The sequence below is a fragment of the Pseudomonas sp. AM8 genome, assembly GCF_036346475.1.
In the GTDB taxonomy this organism is placed as follows: domain Bacteria; phylum Pseudomonadota; class Gammaproteobacteria; order Pseudomonadales; family Pseudomonadaceae; genus Aquipseudomonas; species Aquipseudomonas marginalis.
In genome coordinates, this window is sequence record NZ_JAOTNX010000019.1 from 45,741 (window position 1) to 63,608 (window position 17,868).

General features: G+C 58.8%; 17 protein-coding genes, 4 tRNA genes and 1 riboswitch. Of the genes, 8 read left to right on the plus strand and 13 right to left on the minus strand.

The window, feature by feature from the left end; translation table 11 throughout:
- Positions 1-184: 184 nt before the first annotated feature.
- Both cheR and V3W40_RS31650 read right to left on the minus strand, forming a co-directional pair.
- The gene (gene cheR / locus V3W40_RS31645) at positions 185-1,012 is read right to left on the minus strand and encodes a protein-glutamate O-methyltransferase CheR (RefSeq protein ID WP_065947764.1); all 828 of its coding nucleotides are present in this window, start codon (positions 1,010-1,012) and stop codon (positions 185-187) included.
- Between the two features lie 41 nt (positions 1,013-1,053).
- The gene (locus tag V3W40_RS31650; RefSeq protein ID WP_027607784.1) at positions 1,054-1,986 is read right to left on the minus strand and encodes a chemotaxis protein CheV; all 933 of its coding nucleotides are present in this window, start codon (positions 1,984-1,986) and stop codon (positions 1,054-1,056) included.
- Between the two features lie 93 nt (positions 1,987-2,079).
- On the opposite strand from V3W40_RS31650, the gene flgA reads away from it, so the two are divergent.
- The 4 genes from flgA (at position 2,080) to V3W40_RS31670 (ending at position 4,674) form a co-directional block, all read left to right on the plus strand.
- The gene (gene flgA, locus V3W40_RS31655) at positions 2,080-2,844 is read left to right on the plus strand and encodes a flagellar basal body P-ring formation chaperone FlgA (RefSeq protein WP_330216336.1); all 765 of its coding nucleotides are present in this window, start codon (positions 2,080-2,082) and stop codon (positions 2,842-2,844) included.
- Positions 2,845-2,985: 141 nt separating this feature from the next.
- On the plus strand, positions 2,986-3,309 hold the full coding sequence (gene flgM / locus V3W40_RS31660; RefSeq protein WP_065939081.1) for a flagellar biosynthesis anti-sigma factor FlgM: 324 nt from the start codon (positions 2,986-2,988) through the stop codon (positions 3,307-3,309).
- Between the two features lie 48 nt (positions 3,310-3,357).
- Positions 3,358-3,828 carry a flagella synthesis protein FlgN gene (locus V3W40_RS31665; RefSeq protein ID WP_330216337.1) on the plus strand — a complete coding sequence of 157 codons (471 nt, stop codon included), beginning with the start codon at positions 3,358-3,360 and terminating at the stop codon, positions 3,826-3,828.
- A gap of 96 nt (positions 3,829-3,924) precedes the next feature.
- The gene (locus V3W40_RS31670) at positions 3,925-4,674 is read left to right on the plus strand and encodes a flagellar brake protein (RefSeq protein WP_065926185.1); all 750 of its coding nucleotides are present in this window, start codon (positions 3,925-3,927) and stop codon (positions 4,672-4,674) included.
- Between the two features lie 58 nt (positions 4,675-4,732).
- Here V3W40_RS31670 and V3W40_RS31675 read toward each other — a convergent pair whose 3' ends face one another.
- Both V3W40_RS31675 and V3W40_RS31680 read right to left on the minus strand, forming a co-directional pair.
- Positions 4,733-6,115 (minus strand): MFS transporter, encoded by a 1,383-nt coding sequence (locus V3W40_RS31675; RefSeq protein WP_065926186.1) that lies wholly within the window; start codon positions 6,113-6,115, stop codon positions 4,733-4,735.
- 288 nt (positions 6,116-6,403) lie between these two features.
- A tRNA-Arg gene (locus tag V3W40_RS31680) sits at positions 6,404-6,480 on the minus strand.
- Positions 6,481-6,806: 326 nt separating this feature from the next.
- Here V3W40_RS31680 and V3W40_RS31685 point away from each other — a divergent pair.
- The 3 genes from V3W40_RS31685 to V3W40_RS31695 all read left to right on the plus strand — a co-directional run bounded on the left by V3W40_RS31685 (position 6,807) and on the right by V3W40_RS31695 (position 7,953).
- The gene (locus V3W40_RS31685) at positions 6,807-7,037 is read left to right on the plus strand and encodes a hypothetical protein (protein WP_330216338.1); all 231 of its coding nucleotides are present in this window, start codon (positions 6,807-6,809) and stop codon (positions 7,035-7,037) included.
- Positions 7,038-7,048: 11 nt separating this feature from the next.
- Positions 7,049-7,228: a PA3371 family protein gene (locus V3W40_RS31690; RefSeq protein WP_330216339.1), complete on the plus strand. Its 180-nt coding sequence runs from the start codon at positions 7,049-7,051 to the stop codon at positions 7,226-7,228.
- Between the two features lie 398 nt (positions 7,229-7,626).
- Positions 7,627-7,953, plus strand: coding sequence for an Arc family DNA-binding protein (locus V3W40_RS31695; protein WP_003175643.1), 327 nt, complete (start codon positions 7,627-7,629; stop codon positions 7,951-7,953).
- 106 nt (positions 7,954-8,059) lie between these two features.
- On the opposite strand, the gene mgtE is transcribed toward V3W40_RS31695, so the two are convergent.
- The 8 genes from mgtE to ltaE all read right to left on the minus strand — a co-directional run bounded on the left by mgtE (position 8,060) and on the right by ltaE (position 15,798).
- Entirely contained in the window at positions 8,060-9,502 is a 1,443-nt protein-coding gene (gene mgtE / locus V3W40_RS31700; RefSeq protein WP_065926188.1) for a magnesium transporter, read from the minus strand.
- Between the two features lie 340 nt (positions 9,503-9,842).
- Positions 9,843-9,919 (minus strand) — tRNA-Arg (locus V3W40_RS31705).
- Between the two features lie 72 nt (positions 9,920-9,991).
- Positions 9,992-10,068, minus strand: a tRNA-Arg gene (locus V3W40_RS31710).
- Between the two features lie 108 nt (positions 10,069-10,176).
- Positions 10,177-10,267, minus strand: a tRNA-Ser gene (locus V3W40_RS31715).
- Between the two features lie 62 nt (positions 10,268-10,329).
- A complete protein-coding gene (gene csrA, locus V3W40_RS31720; protein ID WP_003233512.1) occupies positions 10,330-10,518 on the minus strand; it encodes a carbon storage regulator CsrA in 189 nt (62 codons plus the stop codon).
- 175 nt (positions 10,519-10,693) lie between these two features.
- Positions 10,694-11,935: an aspartate kinase gene (locus V3W40_RS31725; RefSeq protein ID WP_027607775.1), complete on the minus strand. Its 1,242-nt coding sequence runs from the start codon at positions 11,933-11,935 to the stop codon at positions 10,694-10,696.
- A 94-nt stretch (positions 11,936-12,029) separates the two neighbouring features.
- Positions 12,030-14,648 (minus strand): alanine--tRNA ligase, encoded by a 2,619-nt coding sequence (gene alaS, locus V3W40_RS31730; protein ID WP_330216340.1) that lies wholly within the window; start codon positions 14,646-14,648, stop codon positions 12,030-12,032.
- Positions 14,649-14,793: 145 nt separating this feature from the next.
- On the minus strand, positions 14,794-15,798 hold the full coding sequence (gene ltaE, locus V3W40_RS31735) for a low-specificity L-threonine aldolase (RefSeq protein ID WP_137212976.1): 1,005 nt from the start codon (positions 15,796-15,798) through the stop codon (positions 14,794-14,796).
- 191 nt (positions 15,799-15,989) lie between these two features.
- Positions 15,990-16,159, plus strand: a riboswitch (FMN riboswitch).
- A gap of 113 nt (positions 16,160-16,272) precedes the next feature.
- Here ltaE and V3W40_RS31740 point away from each other — a divergent pair.
- Entirely contained in the window at positions 16,273-16,782 is a 510-nt protein-coding gene (locus tag V3W40_RS31740) for a 6,7-dimethyl-8-ribityllumazine synthase (RefSeq protein ID WP_065926190.1), read from the plus strand.
- A gap of 71 nt (positions 16,783-16,853) precedes the next feature.
- Here the strand turns inward: V3W40_RS31740 and astE are convergent, their stop codons facing one another.
- A complete protein-coding gene (gene astE / locus V3W40_RS31745) occupies positions 16,854-17,858 on the minus strand; it encodes a succinylglutamate desuccinylase (protein WP_065926191.1) in 1,005 nt (334 codons plus the stop codon).
- Between the last annotated feature and the right edge of the window lie 10 nt (positions 17,859-17,868).

The following is a 17,868-nucleotide window of genomic DNA, read 5'->3' on the forward strand; positions in this document are numbered from 1 at the left end:
CAACGGGTTTCCGCGTGGCGCCAGTAAAGCGGCAATGGGGAGTTGCCGCTTTCTACACCTTTGCCGCAGAAAAAAAGTGGGAGGGGGCTTGCTCCCGATGGCGGTGAATCAGTGATAGATACATCAACTGAACCACCGCTATCGGGGTAAGCCCCCTCCCACTTTTTTGACCGCGTACGCTTTATTACTTGGCCTGGTAGATGATTCCCGGGCTGCACTGCACCATCTGGAAATGATCCGGCAGGCCATTGAGTGCCTCGGATGCACCGAGGAACAGGTAACCGCCACGCTTGAGGGTGCCGTGGATGCGCAACAGGATGTCCTTCTTCACCTCGGCCGAGAAGTAGATCAGCACGTTGCGGCAGAACACCATGTCGAACTTGCCCAGGCTGGCGTAGCTGTCGAGCAGGTTGAACGAGCGAAACTCAACACGGTTCTTGATCGGCGTCTTGACCGCCCAACGCCCTGCCCCTTTCGGGTCGAAGTAACGTTGCAGGCGTTCCTGGGACAAGCCACGGCCCAGGGCCAGACTGTCGTACTCGCCGGTCTTGCAATTGGTGAGCATGGTGCCGGACAGGTCGGTGGCGACGATCTGCGCCCCGGCTTTAAGCTGGCCCATGTTGGTCCGCTCGAACTCATCGATGGACATCGAAATCGAGTACGGTTCCTGACCCGAAGAGCAGGCGGCCGACCAGATACGCAGGCGCTGGCCCGGGCTGGCCTTGATGGCCTCCGGCAGCACTTTGCTCTTGAGCACTTCAAAGGGGTAGGTATCGCGAAACCATAGGGTTTCGTTGGTGGTCATGGCATCGACCACCATCTCTTTGAGGCCACTGCGCGGCTGGCCCTGGATCCGTTGAACCAACTCGCCCAGGGACTTGATGCCCTGCTGCTCCATCAGTTTGTTAAGACGGCTGGATACCAGGTATTGCTTGTTTTCACCGAGCAATATGCCACAGGCTTTTTCCAGGAAGACCCGGAACTGTTCAAAATCCAAATTACCCGTAGACACTGATACCGCCTCTAAAATCGTATGACCGCCAGGGGAAAACCCTAGCCGTGATCTGCTGCCTTGATCCGGTCGACTACCCGGGATGCCAGGTCATCAGGGCGGAATTTGGCCAGGAAGTCATCGGCACCGACTTTCTTGACCATCGCCTGATTGAATACGCCCGACAACGAAGTATGCAGGATGATATGCAGTTTTTGCATGCGTGGATCGCTGCGTATCTCAGCAGTGAGGGTATAGCCGTCCATTTCCGGCATCTCGATGTCAGAGATCATCATCAAGAATTCTTCTTCCGGCTTCTTGCCTTCATCCACCAGCTTACGCAGGTAATCCAACGCCTGGCGCCCGTCATTGAGGGCGACAACGTCCACGCCGACGGTTTGCAGGCAGCGAGTCACCTGTTTGCGCGCCACTGAGGAGTCATCCACCGTCAGCACACGCAGCGAGACCGCCTTGTGGGCCGTTTCGGCGTCGACCACACCCACGGAAATCGACTCCGAGGTGGGCGCCACTTCGGCGAGGATCTTCTCCACGTCGATGATCTCCACCAACTGGTTATCGACCCGCGTCACCGCCGTAAGGTAGTGATCGCGACCAGTGCCCTTGGGCGGCGGATGGATCTCTTCCCAGTTCATGTTGACGATGCGTTCCACCGAGCGCACCAGGAAACCCTGGGTCTTGGTGTTGTACTCGGTAATGATCACGAACGGGTTCTCGCGATCCTGCAGGCCAGCCGAACCGGTGGCCAGGGCAAGGTCAAGAATCGGGATAGTCGCACCACGAATATTCGCCACACCGCACACCACCGGACTGGACTTGGGCATGATCGTCAGCTTGGGACATTGCAGCACTTCCCGCACCTTGAATACGTTGATGCCATACAGCTGCTTGCCATCCAGGCGAAACAGCAGCAACTCCAGGCGATTCTGCCCTACCAGCTGTGTGCGCTGGTTTACTGAATCCATTACTCCTGCCATGCCATGACTCCTACGCTAAAACCTTTGGCTATACCTACAAGGGCGGCGCGCCCCCAACACTAAAACGGCACGAGCTTTGCTATTTGTTGAATTATGGACATTAAAACGACAGTTTCCCGACGCCTTCACCTGACACGGTTTTGCAGATTGCTCTGCGTACCGCTGGCGCTGCTTGCCTTCAGCCTGGGCACCACGGCCCGTGCAGAGAACGTCACCTTGCCTGATCTACTTATCGGCGTCACTCAAGGCTTTCTTGAGTTCACTGTAGAAGATTATCTGGCAACCACACAGACGCCGGGGCGTTATGAAATCCAGGTCAACCAGTTGGACCCGCGTCTGCGCATGCCGATGTGCGACAAGGAATTGACAGCGACCCTGGAAAGTCCCGCCCAACCCATCGGGCGCGTAACGGTAAAGGTACGCTGCGAAGGCGCCTCGCCCTGGACCGTGTTCGTACCGGCCCAGGTCAAATTGTTCCGTGACGTGGTGGTGGTTGCCCGCCCACTGAAACGCACGGGCATCATCGGTTTCGAGGACGTTGTATTGCGTGAACGCGACATCAGCCAGATCAGCCAGGGCTACCTGACATCCCTGGACCAGGCCATCGGGCAAAGATTGACCCGACCAGTGGTCACCGATCAGGTGATTACCCTGGTGCACCTGGAACAGGCCGAGGTCATCCGCAAGGGCGATCAGGTGGTGATTTCCGCGAGCAGCGGCGGCTTGAATGTGAAAATGCCGGGCGAAGCACTGTCCAACGGCGGCATGAGCGAACAGATTCGCGTCAAGAACCTCAACTCCAACCGCGTGATCAAGGCGCGGGTGACAGCCCCAGGGCAAGTCGAGGTCGCTTTATAGATTACTGGTACAGGACGCTGGGTTTTCCTACACTGTGCACGAGAGGCCCCGTGCGGAGATTTATTGTCATTCGCGCCTAAAGTTTGTCCGGGTATGGCCGAAAACATGGCAAGCGTCCAAATACCCAGAGGTTTTTTTATCATGGTCATCGATTTCAGCCGTTTGAATAACACCCCGACGACGTCAGGCACTACGCGCACCACCAGTCCCAAGGACAACGTAGAAGCCAAGGCCCCGGCGCTGCCCGCCAAGGCAGAACAGGCCAGTGCCAGCCAGAGCGGGGAATCCGTACACCTGAGCAATGAGGCTCAACAGTTGCAGAAGGTCACTGACTCGCTGCGCGATCAACCGGTCGTCAATAAAGCCCGCGTGGCCGAATTGAAACAGGCGATCGCCGATGGCAGCTATAAAGTCGACAGCAACCGTGTAGCCAGCAAGCTGCTTAACTTCGAAGCCGAGCGCTAGGCAAAGGCCTGCGCAGGGCTTTTGGACGCTTAAAACCCAAGGCCAGCCATGCATCACGACGAACATTTGCTTCAACTGATCATTGATGATCTAGCGCCGACGCAACAATTGCTCGAGCTGCTCAAAGAAGAATCACTGGCCCTCTATGGCCGGGACATGCCGCTGCTGGAAGAAATTCTGGCACGCAAGCAGTCGTTGATCGTCCTGCTGGAACAGCACGGCAAAAAACGCAGCCAGATCCTCATCAGCCTCGGCCTGCCGGCAGACCACGACGGCATGGCGCAGTTGGCCAGCCACTCCTCGGTCGGCGATCAACTGCTGGCCCAGAGCAAAGAACTCAACCAATTGCTCGCCCAGTGCCAGGAAGCCAACCTGCTTAACGGTCAGTCGATCCAGCTTCAGCAAGCCACGACCGCCAACCAGTTGCGTATACTCCACGGCGGAGAGCCTCCGGCACTCTATAACGCCCAGGGCTCCACCTCGCGCCTGGTCAAGCCAAGCACCCGCAGCCAAGCCTGACACCGGTTTACAGCGCGCCCTATCCAAGGCGCGCCACATGCTGGCAAAATGCCGGTTCTTGCGTGTAGTCGTATTTTGTCTGGAGATGGAAGAACCGTGTTCAACGCCCTTAATGCGGAAGATGCCCCGCAGCCACCCAAGGTCCTCACCACGCCTCTGGAAATCGCCGGCACCTTGCGGATGCTGCAAGACAGCCATGATCCGCTGATCATCACTTTCCACGAACGCAGCCAGCGCTTCCAGAGCTACCTGGTGGACGTCAACCGCGACAGCAACATGCTGGCGCTGGACGAAATGATCCCCCGCGACGGCGAGCGCCACCTCGAAAACGGCGAACCCTTTCGCATCGAAGGTTTCCATGATGGCGTACGCGTCGCCTGGGAAAGCAAAGGCACCCTGACCATCAGCGAAAAAGGCGGCCACCGTATCTACACCGGCAGCCTGCCGGACGAGGTGGTCTACCATCAGCGCCGCAATGCCTTCCGCGCCGCGTTGAAGCTGGCGCAACTGGTGAATATCGAGCTGGGCGGCGAGAAACTTCAGCTGCCGGTCAACGGCAAACTGCTGGATATTTCCGCCACCGGCTGCAAATTGCGTTTTGAAGGGGATATTTCCGAGCGCCTGCAACTGGGCCAGGTCTACGACCGTTTTATCGCAGCCCTGCCGTTTGGCAGCATGACCACCGCCGTCGAACTGCGATACCTGCACTTCGAAGAAAGAATCAACACGACCTTTGCCGGCGTGCGCTTCCACAACATGAGTGGTTTGGTGCAACGCCAGGTCGAGCGCTTTGTGTACCAGCTGCAGCGTGAAGCACGACGGTTCGACAAAGACGACGATTTTTGATCCTTAACGATCGCAGAAAAAAACGGGCAGACCCTTTGGGATCTGCCCGTTTTTATTTTCAGGGGCGCGCCCTGCTCAATTCGTGAGGATGCTCGTCCGGCCCCAGGGGCTCAGGTGGCCCTTCGAAGACGGGCTCATCCACCGGCGGCTCCGGATCGACCTGCGGCTCGGGATCAGGGACAGTCTGCATCTGCTCCTGCACCACCTGCTCGTCGACCCGCGGGTCCAGCGCCGCCACCAGCGGTGAACTCGACATACTGTCGGGCATTGCCACGTGATGCAGGGGGGCATCTTCCACCTGGTGCAGATTGGTCACCGCCTTAGGCCGGATTCGCCACACCAGGATCAGCGCGCACAGACTGAAAAACGCATACAGCATCTGGCTGCCGAACAGCTTCATCACCACACCCGCCAGCAACGGCCCGACGCTGGCGCCGATACCGTAGGTCACCAGCAGCATGGCCGTCAGCGATACCCGGCGATCCCCTTCCACATGGTCGTTGGAAAACGCCACAGCCAAGGGATACAGGCAAAACTGCACGAGAGAACACAGGAAGCCCGCCACGAACAGCACCTCCAGCGGCACCTGGGTCATGATTGCCAACGGCAGTGCCGCCACCGCCAGGCACAAGGCAAAGCAGCGGATCAGCAGCGCGCGATCATAACGATCCGACAACCAGCCCAGGGGCCATTGCACCAGCAACCCGGCAAAAATGCAGCTACCCATGAACAGACCCACCTGTTCGGTGCTCAGCCCTTGCTGGGAGGCATACAGCGGCGCCAGGCCGTAGAACGAACCGACGATCAACCCCGCCCCCAACACCGTACTCAACGACTGCGGCACGCGCTTGATAAAGAAGCGCGGCTCCATCGGCGCAGGATGCAAGGCCGCCGGGTGAATGCGCCGGGTCATGGCCACCGGCACCAGGCACAGGGCGAAGCACAGCGCCACCAGCATCAGCAGCTCAAGGCCAAGCTGGGGATGCATCACCAGTATCAACTGGCCCAATACCAGACCCAGGTAGGAGGCGATCATATAACCGCTGAACACTACGCCACGCTGCTTGGCATCTGCCTGCTCATTGAGCCAGCTCTCGATGACCATGTACTGGCACATCATCCCCAGGCCCACGATTATCCGCAGCACAATCCAGGCCGGCAGCCAATCGACCAGGCCATGGCCCAGCACCGCCGCACCGACAATCCCGGCACAGGTGGCATAGGCGCGGATATGCCCGACCCGGGCAATCAGGCGATGCCCGATCTTGCCGCCCAGTACCAGGCCAAAGTAGTTGGCCGCCATCAGCGCACCCACCCAAAGGCTGTCGACATGGTCGGCCGCCAGGCGCAAGGCCAGGTAGGTACTGAGCAGGCCGGAGCCAATCAGCATCATCAAGGAGGCGAAATAAAGGGCTCGAAAAGATTTCCAGATCTGGCGCATCGGCGTTCCGAGCGGCTCCTTGCGGTGAGAGACAGGGCTATCGGCATGATAGTCCGGGGTGACCGGGTCCGGACAGGCAACATGCGCTGTTTCCGGGGATTATTTTGCTTAACAGCTCAGACGCTGTCGGATGGCGCGCAAGGTACATGGTTGCGACAAATACATCACGGCACCTGCTGTGAACCTTGATCGGCGGCAAGGTTCGACCTGCGTGCAAAAAGATCGAGCACGCACAAAAAAGCCCCGCCAGGAGGTTCTGTACGGGGCTTTCTCTATGGGCTACGAATCTGGTGTCCCAGGGCCGGTTCGAACGGCCAACCTTCCCCTTAGGAGGGGGATGCTCTATCCAATTGAGCTACTGGGACAAATGACAGCCATCAGGCCAAGGGCACTGCGACGGACGGCGTGCATGTTAACGGCCGAGGTGGGTTTTGTCATGTCGTCCGTGGGCTTTTTAAGTGTAGGCCGAGCCTTGCCCGGGCAATTGCGGTTTCGCCCCGCGAATACGGGCACCTGGCCTCATCGTGCAAAATGCAACCACCCAAAATGCCAGCATTGCAAATTGCAATCCTTCAGCCCGCCAAATCAAACTCAAGCCATTGATTTTATTGAATTAATACATTGGCACGACACCTGCAACAGTTCTCCTGCAAACCCCATTCAGCCAGTGCGTTAAACGGAGAACATGACCATGAACAGTGCCATTCTGTTAGCTCTCAACACCGTCGCCCTGGCTGCACTGGTGATGTTCCACTTTCAATCGACTGGCAGCAACGACCCCGCCCAGATCAGCCAGCAGGCAGTCCCCCACCACTTGCAACAACGTCCGCAACTGGCCGTGATGACACCGAATGCACAAGCGCCAGTACTCCTGACTCAAGGCACCCAGGCCGCGCCGGCATCTGAACACTGGGTTTTTTAAGGACGCTGATCATGAGCAAATTTGCCTGGCTGTTCCTGAGCCTGACCATCGCCACTGGCCTTATGGGCCTGAGTGCAAGCTCCCATGATGGGCAAACCAGCGCATTCGTCGCCGCCGGCGTTTTCGCAGGCCTGCTTCTGTTGACGCTCGTCGTGGGTCGCCGAATCAAATTTGACCCGGTTTTACGCTGACCCCTCCCTTCTCTGCACTGCCCTCCCCCTACCTTATGTCGCCTCGTCCTAGTAAATCGGCAAATTGCCACTAGTCTTAAAACTAAGGGCAAAAGGCCACTTTGCTATAGGATGTGCGACCTCAAACCCTGTGGTGGCCTGGACTTACGGGAAGTTCCCTCGTGGAATCACTCATGGAAAAGTTTTCCAACCAGTCCGCAAAAATGCAAATGAGTGCTGGCATAAAGCCTCTAGGCAGTTCAATATTTGTCACAGAATTGACGCCAAGGAACTGGCAAATCTGAGGCATGATGCGGCCTCTTTGCAATTCGGGTTGAACTTTGGTCGTGAGTCTTGTCTTAACACTCATCTTGCGGCCAATTCCAATAACCGCTCCCCTGAACTAACCGGTTAAATATATGCGCCCATTGAAACAGGCAATTTATTCCAGCCGTACGGCTGACAAGTTCGTCGTACGTCTGCCAGACGGAATGCGGGAACGCATTGCCGAGGTGGCTCGCAATCATCACCGCAGCATGAACTCCGAAATCATCGCGCGCCTGGAGCAGAGCCTTATTCAGGAAGGTGCGCTGGGTGACGAACTGAGCATGCGCCTGGACAGCCCCGAGCTGTCGCTGCACGAACGCGAACTGCTGCAGCGTTTTCGTCAGCTCTCCCACCGCCAGCAAAATGCCCTCGTCTCGCTTATCGCGCACGACGTAGAGGCGGCCGCAGAAGCCAATTGATCCGCCACTGAAAGCCGAAGCCAGCCCTGTGCTGGCTTTTTTTTGCCCGGGATTCACAGGGCTCGACATTCTTATCACGTAGCAGAGGGCGCCCGGCCGAGACAGATCAGAGCAGGAAGATCGTCGCCAAACCGAGGAAGATGAAGAAGCCACCACTGTCGGTCATGGCCGTGATCATCACGCTGGCGCCCATGGCCGGGTCGCGCCCAAGGCGTGCCAGGGTCATGGGGATCAGCACCCCCATCAGGGCCGCCAGCAGCAGGTTGAGGGTCATGGCAGCGGTCATCACCACCCCCAGGGACCAACTGCCGTACAGCAAGTAGGCAACCACGCCAATCACCCCACCCCACACCAGGCCATTGATCAGGCCCACTGCCAACTCCTTGCGCAGCAGGCGCGAAGAGTTGGCGGTACTGACCTGGTCCAGCGCCATGGCGCGTACGATCATGGTGATGGTCTGGTTGCCCGAGTTACCACCAATGCCTGCCACAATCGGCATCAATGCCGCCAGGGCCACCAGCTTCTCGATGGAACCTTCGAACAGCCCGATCACACGGGAGGCGATAAACGCGGTAATCAGGTTAACGGCCAGCCAGGCCCAGCGGTTATGCAGGGAACGCCAGACTGACGCAAAAATATCTTCCTCTTCACGCAAACCCGCCATGTTGAGGACTTCGGTTTCACTCTCTTCACGAATCAAGTCGACGATTTCGTCGATGGTCAGACGGCCGATCAGCTTGCCGTTCTTGTCGACCACCGGGGCAGAGATCAAGTCGTAACGCTCAAAGGCCTGCGCTGCGTCGTAGGCATCCTCATCGGGGTGAAAGCTCACGGTATCGCTGGCCATCAGGTCAGCAACCTTTTTCTCCGGATCGTTGACCAACAGGCGCTTGATCGGCAGCACGCCCTTGAGAATGCCTTCATAGTCGACCACGAACAGTTTGTCGGTATGACTCGGCAGCTCTTTCAGCCGGCGCAGGTAACGCAAGACCACTTCCAGGCTGACGTCTTCGCGGATGGTGACCATCTCGAAGTCCATCAGTGCGCCGACCTGATCCTCGTCATAGGACAACGCGGAGCGCACGCGCTCACGCTGCTGGCCGTCAAGGGCCTCCATCAACTCATGGACAACATCACGCGGCAACTCTGGAGCCAGGTCGGCCAGTTCGTCAGCGTCCATCTCCCTGGCGGCCGCCAGGAGCTCGTGATCGTCCATGTCGGCGATCAGGGTTTCACGGACCGAGTCGGATACTTCGAGCAGGATGTCGCCGTCGCGGTCGGCCTTGACCAACTGCCAGAGGGTCAGTCGATCATCCAGGGGCAAGGCTTCGAGAATGTAGGCAACGTCGGCGGAGTGCAGGTCATCGAGCTTGCGTTGCAACTCGACGAGGTTCTGGCGGTGGACCAGGTTTTCGACAAGGTCGTTATTCGGACCATCCTGGCGGTGCGTGAAATCTTCGACCACGCGCTGGCGCTGCAGCAGCTCGATGACTTGAGCCAGGCGATCCTGCAGGCTTTCTTGTGTTTTCTTTACTTCTACTTCGGTCATAGGCGAACTCCACTCCCAGCAGCGGGGCACGCCGGAAGGATCAATCAGTCAATTCATGATTGGTAAAACGGGGTACTGAGTAACTACTGGGTAAGTCCATGGAGGTATTCCATAAGCCCCGGCGGGGCTGACGGGCGCAATGATACACCGTGCGTCCGGTTTTAACGTCAAAAAACTGGAAAGAACAAGCGCTTGCGAGCCAAAGTTGAGTATTGGCCACACCTATTCAACTGCGACGCCATCACCGGAATGGAAAACACATAAGGAAGGAGAAAAAGATAAGGATCCACACAAACCCCAGACGGCAAAAAGCCCGCACTAGGCGGGCTTTTTGTTTGTATGGTGCACTCGACAGGATTCGAACCTGTGACCGCTCGGTTCGTAGCCGAGTACTCTATCCAGCTGAGCTACGAGTGCATATTGTGTTTTTAGACCAGATCACAACTGGTTGAAGCCGAGCTACCTGCATTACTGCAACTAACTCTTAAATGGTGCACTCGACAGGATTCGAACCTGTGACCGCTCGGTTCGTAGCCGAGTACTCTATCCAGCTGAGCTACGAGTGCATTTGTTGCCGCGCATTATAGGCCGTTCAATCTCTATGTAAAGCTATTTTTTCGTTTAATTTCAACAACTTAACGAAAAAACCAGATTGCAACGTACTAAGCAAATAATGGCGGAGAACGGGGGATTCGAACCCCCGACACCCTTTTGAGGTGTACTCCCTTAGCAGGGGAGCGCCTTCGGCCACTCGGCCAGCTCTCCGCAACACGGGGCGTATATTAACCACGTTCATCCCCGTTTGCAAACATAAAAAACGATAAAAATTAAAGGCTTGGTTCTTCGTCCTTCTCTTTCTTGATCCGCAAGAAGATTTCCTCGCGATGAACCGCCACCTCTTTCGGAGCGTTAACCCCGATACGCACTTGATTGCCTTTGACGCCGAGCACGGTCACGGTGATTTCGCCATCACCGATAATCAGGCTTTCTGCGCACCGACGAGTCAGAATCAGCATACCTTTCTCCTCACGCATTTCATTTCAGGAACAACAGTCTGCAAAAAAAAGGCGTTCGACCTACGACTCGATAGCCATAGCCCTAACGGCCTAAGTATTGTCGAGCGCACGCAAAAGACCATGCGCCCTACAAAAAAATGAAAGGCGCGGTAAACCGCGCCTTCCTGGCATTGCATCACTCGCCCTGTCGGGCCGGAGCATCCAGCTCAAAAGCGGTATGCAGCGCGCGTACAGCCAGCTCCAGGTACTTCTCTTCAATCACCACCGAGACTTTGATTTCCGAGGTAGAGATCATCTGGATATTGATGCTTTCCTTGGCCAAAGCCCCGAACATGCGGCTGGCAACGCCGGCATGGGAACGCATGCCCACACCTACGATCGAGACCTTGGCAATCTTGGTATCGCCGACCACTTCACGGGCGCCAATTTCGCTCGCGGTGTTCTCCAGGATTTTCAACGCCGCATCGTACTCGTTGCGGTGCACGGTGAAAGTGAAATCGGTGGTGTTATCGTGCGAGACGTTCTGCACGATCATGTCGACTTCAACATTCGCATCGCTGATAGGGCCCAGAATCTTGAAGGCCACGCCCGGGGTGTCTGGCACGCCACGGATCGTCAGCTTGGCTTCATCGCGGTTGAAAGCGATGCCGGAAATGATCGGCTGTTCCATGGATTCCTCTTCATCAATAGTAATGAGGGTGCCCGGACCCTCCTTGAAGCTGTGCAATACGCGCAGCGGAACGTTGTACTTGCCGGCGAACTCCACCGCGCGGATCTGCAACACCTTGGAACCGAGGCTGGCCATTTCCAGCATCTCTTCAAAGGTGATCTTGTCCAGGCGCTGGGCCACGGACACCACACGCGGGTCGGTGGTGTAGACGCCATCCACATCGGTGTAGATCTGGCACTCGTCAGCCTTGAGGGCCGCAGCCAGGGCCACACCGGTGGTGTCAGAACCGCCACGCCCGAGGGTGGTGATGTTGCCGTGCTCGTCCACACCCTGGAAGCCCGCTACAACTACCACGCGACCGGCTTTCAGATCAGTGCGAATTTTCTGGTCGTCAATCTGCAGGATCCGCGCCTTGGTGTGCGCGCTGTCGGTGAGGATGCGCACCTGGCTGCCAGTGTAGGACACGGCAGGCACGCCACGCTTGTTCAGGGCCATGGCCAGCAAGGCGATGGTCACCTGCTCGCCGGTGGACACGATCACATCCAGCTCACGCGGCAGCGGCTGTTGCTCGCCACTGATGGCCTTCGCCAGTTCGATCAGGCGATTGGTCTCGCCGCTCATGGCCGACAGCACCACGACCAGGTCGTCACCGGCATCGCGGAATTTCTTAACCTTGTCGGCCACCTGCTCGATTCTTTCGACAGAGCCGACCGAGGTGCCTCCAAATTTCTGTACGATCAAAGCCATTTCCAAGCCGCCTCAGCCCGTAAAGGGGCGCCTAATATCCAATCAACCAGCACAGAACAGCCCGTGACTAGACCACGGGCAGGTTAACAGTGCCTTAAATACCTGCCTCGACAAATGGCACGGTCAGGGCCAGGGCCGCGTCCAGGGCACTGGCGTCTACACCACCGCCTTGCGCCATGTCCGGACGACCACCGCCCTTCCCGCCCACTGCCGCAGCGGCTTGCTTCATCAAATCACCGGCCTTGAGTTGGCCAGTCAGGTCCTTGGTTACACCGGCAACCAGCACGACCTTCTCCTCATGGACACTGCCGAGCAGGATCACTGCGCGGCCGAGCTTGTTCTTCAACTGATCGACCAGGGCCAACAGCGCCTTGCCGTCCTGACCGTCCAGGCGTGCAGCCAGGACTTTCACGTCCTTGACGTCAACGGCCGAAGCCGACAGATCGTCGCCCGCAGCGCTGGCCGCCTTGGCTTGCAACTGCTCCAGCTGTTTCTCCAGCGCACGGTTGCGCTCCAGAACGGCGGACAACTTGTCGATCAGGTTGTCGCGACTGCCCTTGACCAGGCTGGCCGCTTCCTTGAGTTGTTCTTCAGCCGCATTCAGGTAGGCCAGGGCTGCAGCGCCGGTCACCGCCTCAATACGACGCACACCCGACGCCACGCCGCCTTCGCTGATGATCTTCAGCAGGGCGATATCGCCGGTACGGTTGGCGTGGATACCGCCACACAGCTCCACCGAGAAGTCGCCGCCCATGCTCAGCACGCGCACGTTGTCGCCGTACTTCTCGCCGAACAGCGCCATGGCGCCCTTGGTCTTGGCCGTCTCGATGTCAGTCTCTTCGGTTTCTACCGGGGAGTTCTTGCGAATCTCAGCGTTGACGATGTCTTCCAGGGCCTTGATCTGCTCAGGCTTGATCGCTTCGAAGTGGCTGAAGTCGAAACGCAGGCGCTGGCTGTCGACCAACGACCCCTTCTGCTGGACGTGCTCGCCCAGCACCTGGCGCAGCGCGGCGTGCAGCAAGTGCGTGGCCGAGTGGTTCAGCGCGGTGGCATGGCGTACGTCGGCATCGACCTGGGTGTCCACCGGCGCACCGACCGTCAGGTTGCCCAGCACCAGCACGCCGTGATGCAGGAACGCACCGCCGGTCTTGGTGGTGTCGCGTACCTCGAAACGACCGGAGGTCGAGCTCAGGAAACCACAGTCACCGACCTGGCCACCGGATTCGGCGTAGAACGGCGTCTGGTCCAGGACCACAACCGCTTCTTCGCCTTCGCTCAACACGTCGACCGACTTGCCGTCTTTATAAATGGCAACGATCCTGGCCGCGCCGACGGTCGCCTTGTAACCGGTGAATTCGGTGGGCACGTCAACCTTGACCAGGGTGTTGTAGTCCAGGCCAAAGGAACTGGCGGAACGGGCGCGCACGCGCTGGGCTTCCATCTCACGCTCAAACCCGGCTTCGTCGACGGTCAGCTCGCGCTCACGGGCGATGTCGGCGGTCAGGTCCATCGGGAAGCCATAGGTGTCGTACAGTTTGAACACGACATCGCCCGGCACCACGGTGCCTTTGAGCTCGGCCAAGTCCTGCTCCAGAATCTTCAGGCCGTGCTCCAGGGTCTTGGAGAACTGTTCTTCTTCAGCCTTGAGCACACGCTCGATGTTGTCCTGCTGCTGCTTGAGTTCCGGGAAGGCATCGCCCATCTCGGCAACCAGCGCGGCCACGATCTTGTAGAAGAAGCTGCCAGTGGCGCCCAGCTTGTTACCGTGACGGCAGGCGCGACGGATGATACGACGCAGCACGTAGCCACGGCCTTCGTTGGACGGCAGTACACCGTCGGCGATGAGGAAACCGCAGGAACGGATGTGGTCCGACACCACCTTGAGGGACGACTGGCTTTCATTGGCACAACCAATGGCTGCGGCCGACGCGCTCAACAGGTTGGTGAACAGGTCGATCTCGTAGTTGGAGTGAACGTGCTGCATCACCGCACTGATCCGCTCCAGACCCATGCCGGTGTCTACCGAAGGCGCTGGCAGCGGATGCAGCACGCCATCGGCGGTGCGGTTGAACTGCATGAACACGTTGTTCCAGATCTCGATGTAACGGTCGCCGTCTTCTTCCGGCGAGCCCGGTGGGCCACCCCAGATGTCGGCGCCGTGATCGTAGAAAATCTCGGTGCAGGGGCCGCATGGGCCGGTGTCGCCCATGGTCCAGAAGTTATCGGACGCGTAAGGCGCGCCCTTGTTGTCGCCGATACGAATCATGCGCTCGACGGGCACCCCGATTTCCTTGGTCCAGATGTCATACGCTTCGTCGTCCGTCGCGTAGACGGTCACCCAGAGTTTTTCCTTGGGCAGCTTCAACACGCCGGTCAGGAAGGTCCAGGCGAAGGTAATCGCGTCTTTCTTGAAATAATCACCAAAGCTGAAGTTACCCAGCATCTCGAAGAACGTGTGGTGGCGGGCGGTGTAGCCGACGTTTTCCAGGTCACTGTTCTTGCCGCCGGCACGCACGCACTTCTGGCTGCTGGTGGCGCGGGTGTAGGCGCGTTTTTCCTGGCCCAGGAAGCAGTCCTTGAACTGGTTCATCCCCGCGTTAGTGAACAGCAGGGTTGGGTCATTGCCTGGGATCAAGGAGCTGGAGGAGACACGGGTGTGACCTTGCTCTTCGAAGAAGCGAAGGAAGGCTTCACGGATTTCTGCGCTTTTCATAGGTTCTTCCACGGAGGCTGCGGCCAAAGGCCAGTGCGCAACATCATCAGACGGAGCGACGGCAAAAGGCCGCATTATATCGGCCCTTTGCCGGTGGTACAGCGTGTTTATGCGATAGAGAGGTTCAATTAGACGGTCTGCACACTCATTTGCGCGAAAAATCGACGAATGCCTTGAGCACTTGCTCGATCTGCGCCCGGCTCACATCCAGATGCGTCACCATGCGCAGGCGCGGCGCAGCACTCAACTTGATCCCACGCTCGGCGGCAAACGCCTTCAAGGCCTGGGCCTGGTCGCCGATCTGCACGTAGACCATGTTGGTCTGCACCGGCTCCACCGCGTAACCGGCGTTGCGCAGCTCATCGCCCAGCCATTGCGCATTGGCGTGGTCGTCGGCCAGGCGCTGCACCTGGTGATCCAGGGCATACAGCCCTGCTGCCGCCAGGGAACCGGCCTGGCGCATGCCACCGCCGACCATCTTGCGCAAACGGCGTGCCTTGGCGATCAACGCCGTGGAGCCGCACAGCACCGAGCCGATCGGCGCACCGAGGCCCTTGGACAGGCACACCGACACCGAGTCGAAATGCTGGGCGATCTCCCGTGCATCGACCCCAAGCTTGACCGCCGCGTTGTAGAGTCGCGCGCCATCCAGGTGCAGGGCCAGGCCATGTTCGCGGGTAAACGCCCGCGCCTTCGCCAGGTAGTCCAGCGGCAGCACCTTGCCCTGCATGGTGTTTTCCAGGGCCAGCAGGCGGGTGCGGGCGAAGTGGAAGTCGTCGGGCTTGATGGCCTCGAGCACCTGACTCAGGTCGAGGGAGCCATCCGCCTGCACGTCCAGCGGCTGCGGCTGGATCGAACCCAGCACGGCCGCGCCGCCGCCCTCGTATTTGTAGGTGTGGGCCTGCTGGCCGACGATGTACTCCTCGCCACGCTCACAGTGGGCCATCAGCGCCAGCAGGTTGCTCATGGTGCCGGTGGGCACGAACAGCGCGGCCGCAAAGCCCAGGCGCTTGGCCAGCTCGGCCTCCAGGCGGTTGACGCTGGGGTCTTCGCCGTAGACGTCATCGCCGCTGGCGGCATTGGCCATGGCGTCGAGCATGCCGGCGGTGGGTTGGGTCACGGTGTCGCTGCGCAGGTCGATCACAGACATGAAACAAGCCTCGAAGGGGTTCATTAAGATTCTTATGAGGATGATTACTGCGGGCAAAGCCGCGGAATATCAAGCCCCACGCGTTCTCAATCGAATACCAACCAAACAAACCGATATAGCTTATCGATACGACGCTCGTGCAGTTTATGAAAAACCATGTTAAAAACTCTCCGCCACCAGGGTTCTGGTGGCAACGTTCTCAGGGCGGGGTGCAATTCCCCACCGGCGGTAATTGCACGCAAGGTGCATAGCCCGCGAGCGCTTGGCGCCTCGAACTGCTCACGCAGGACGGCGACAAGGTCAGCAGACCCGGTGTGATCCCGGGGCCGACGGTCATAGTCCGGATGAAGAGAGAACGGGATTGGCACCTAAGGGCCGCACGCCGAGCGCATGCCTGCATGACTCGGCGGTTCGTACCCTTAAATCCCATTCGATTCATAACGCCCTGTTTTTTTCTTAAACAGGAGTCAGAACATGCAACCCACCGCAATCGACAGCAAAAGCAAAAACCATCACGGCGAGCGCGTCGCGTTTATCCAGGCCTGCTGGCACAAGGATATTGTCGACCAATCCCGCAAAGGCTTCCTCGCCGAAATGATCGCCCAGGGCTACCAGGAATCGGACATCGATTTCTTCGAAGTCGGCGGCGCCTTTGAAATGCCCCTGCACGCCAAGCTGCTGGCCAAGACCGGTCGTTACGCCGGTATCGTGGCCGCCGCGCTGGTGGTGGACGGCGGGATCTACCGTCACGAGTTCGTGGCCCAGTCGGTGGTCAGCGGCCTGATGCAGGTGCAGCTGGAAACCGAAGTGCCGGTGTTCTCGGTGTCCCTGACGCCGCATCACTTCCATGCCGGCAGCGAACACACCGCGTTCTTCCATGAGCACTTCGTGCACAAGGGCCAGGAAGCTGCACGTACATGCGCCGACACCCTGCACAAGGTGCGGGCGATCCGTCGCAGCGAGCCACGGGCGGTAGCGGTCTAAGCAACACTGCAAAACAAGATGAGGGAGGGGGCTACACCCCTCCCACATTTGGACCAGGTTAAGGCTCAGATCTACGCCAGCCCGGCCTCTGTGGTTGGCACAATCAATATCCCCGCCCGCAAGCCATTCTTCACCTTCGGGTTGGGGAAGATGATGCGCGCCCCCTCCTCCTCGATCACCCAACGGGTCTTGGCCACGTCTTCGGCCAGCAGATAACCCTTTTCCAATTCCGAAAAGTTTTCCACGTCCGCCGGCAAGTGCAGCAGGAATGCATCGCTGTGCTTGATGACTTCCCGCGACACGGCGAACAGTTTCAACCCGTCCAGGCTGTCAGTCTCAGGCTCGGTGCCTTCGATGATCTGCTTGAGGCGCAGCTCCAGGCGGGAGACATTCACGCCCTGGTTGTGCCCGAACGGCCGTGCCTTGCCCAGTTCGAGGGTGAAAGCCTCGGCCTCCAGCTGCTCATAGGTAAACGCGGTAAAGGTGATCGAGCTCTTGTTCTGCAGCAGCACCGCTTCCATGCCAGCGGCGTTCAGGCGCGCCAGTTCGTGACGCGAATGCTGGCGCCCCTCCTTCCAGGGGTACAGCGCAAACTGCTCGATCTTCGAGCCGCGGATGGCGGTGTGCAGGTCGTAATGCAGGCGCGAACGGCCAGGCAAGCTGAAGAAGCTGCGGGCCAGTTGTTCAAGCTCGGCAGCGCGCATGGCTTCGGGGCCGATGTTTTTTTCATGCCGGCCGTTGAACAGCCGGTTGACGTCCAGTTCAAGGTAACGCTCGCCGCGGCGCATGGCCTCAGGGTTGCCGAACAGGAACAGAATACGGGTGCGGGGCTTGATCTCCCCACGGGCGATGCCATGCAACAGGCGGTCGAGCAATTCGATCGGCGCGGTTTCGTTGCCATGGATGCCGGACGACAGCAGCAGGTCGCTGCCATTGTCCGTTGCCTGCGGCGGGCGCACTTCGAGTGCGCCCTCGCTGAGCCAGCGCATCTGCACGCCGTCGACAGTCAGTTGAATTTTTTGCGCCGGTTCGCGACCGGCGAGGGTCAGTTCAAGCAGTTTGCCGAGGGCGAGCATACGCAGCTTC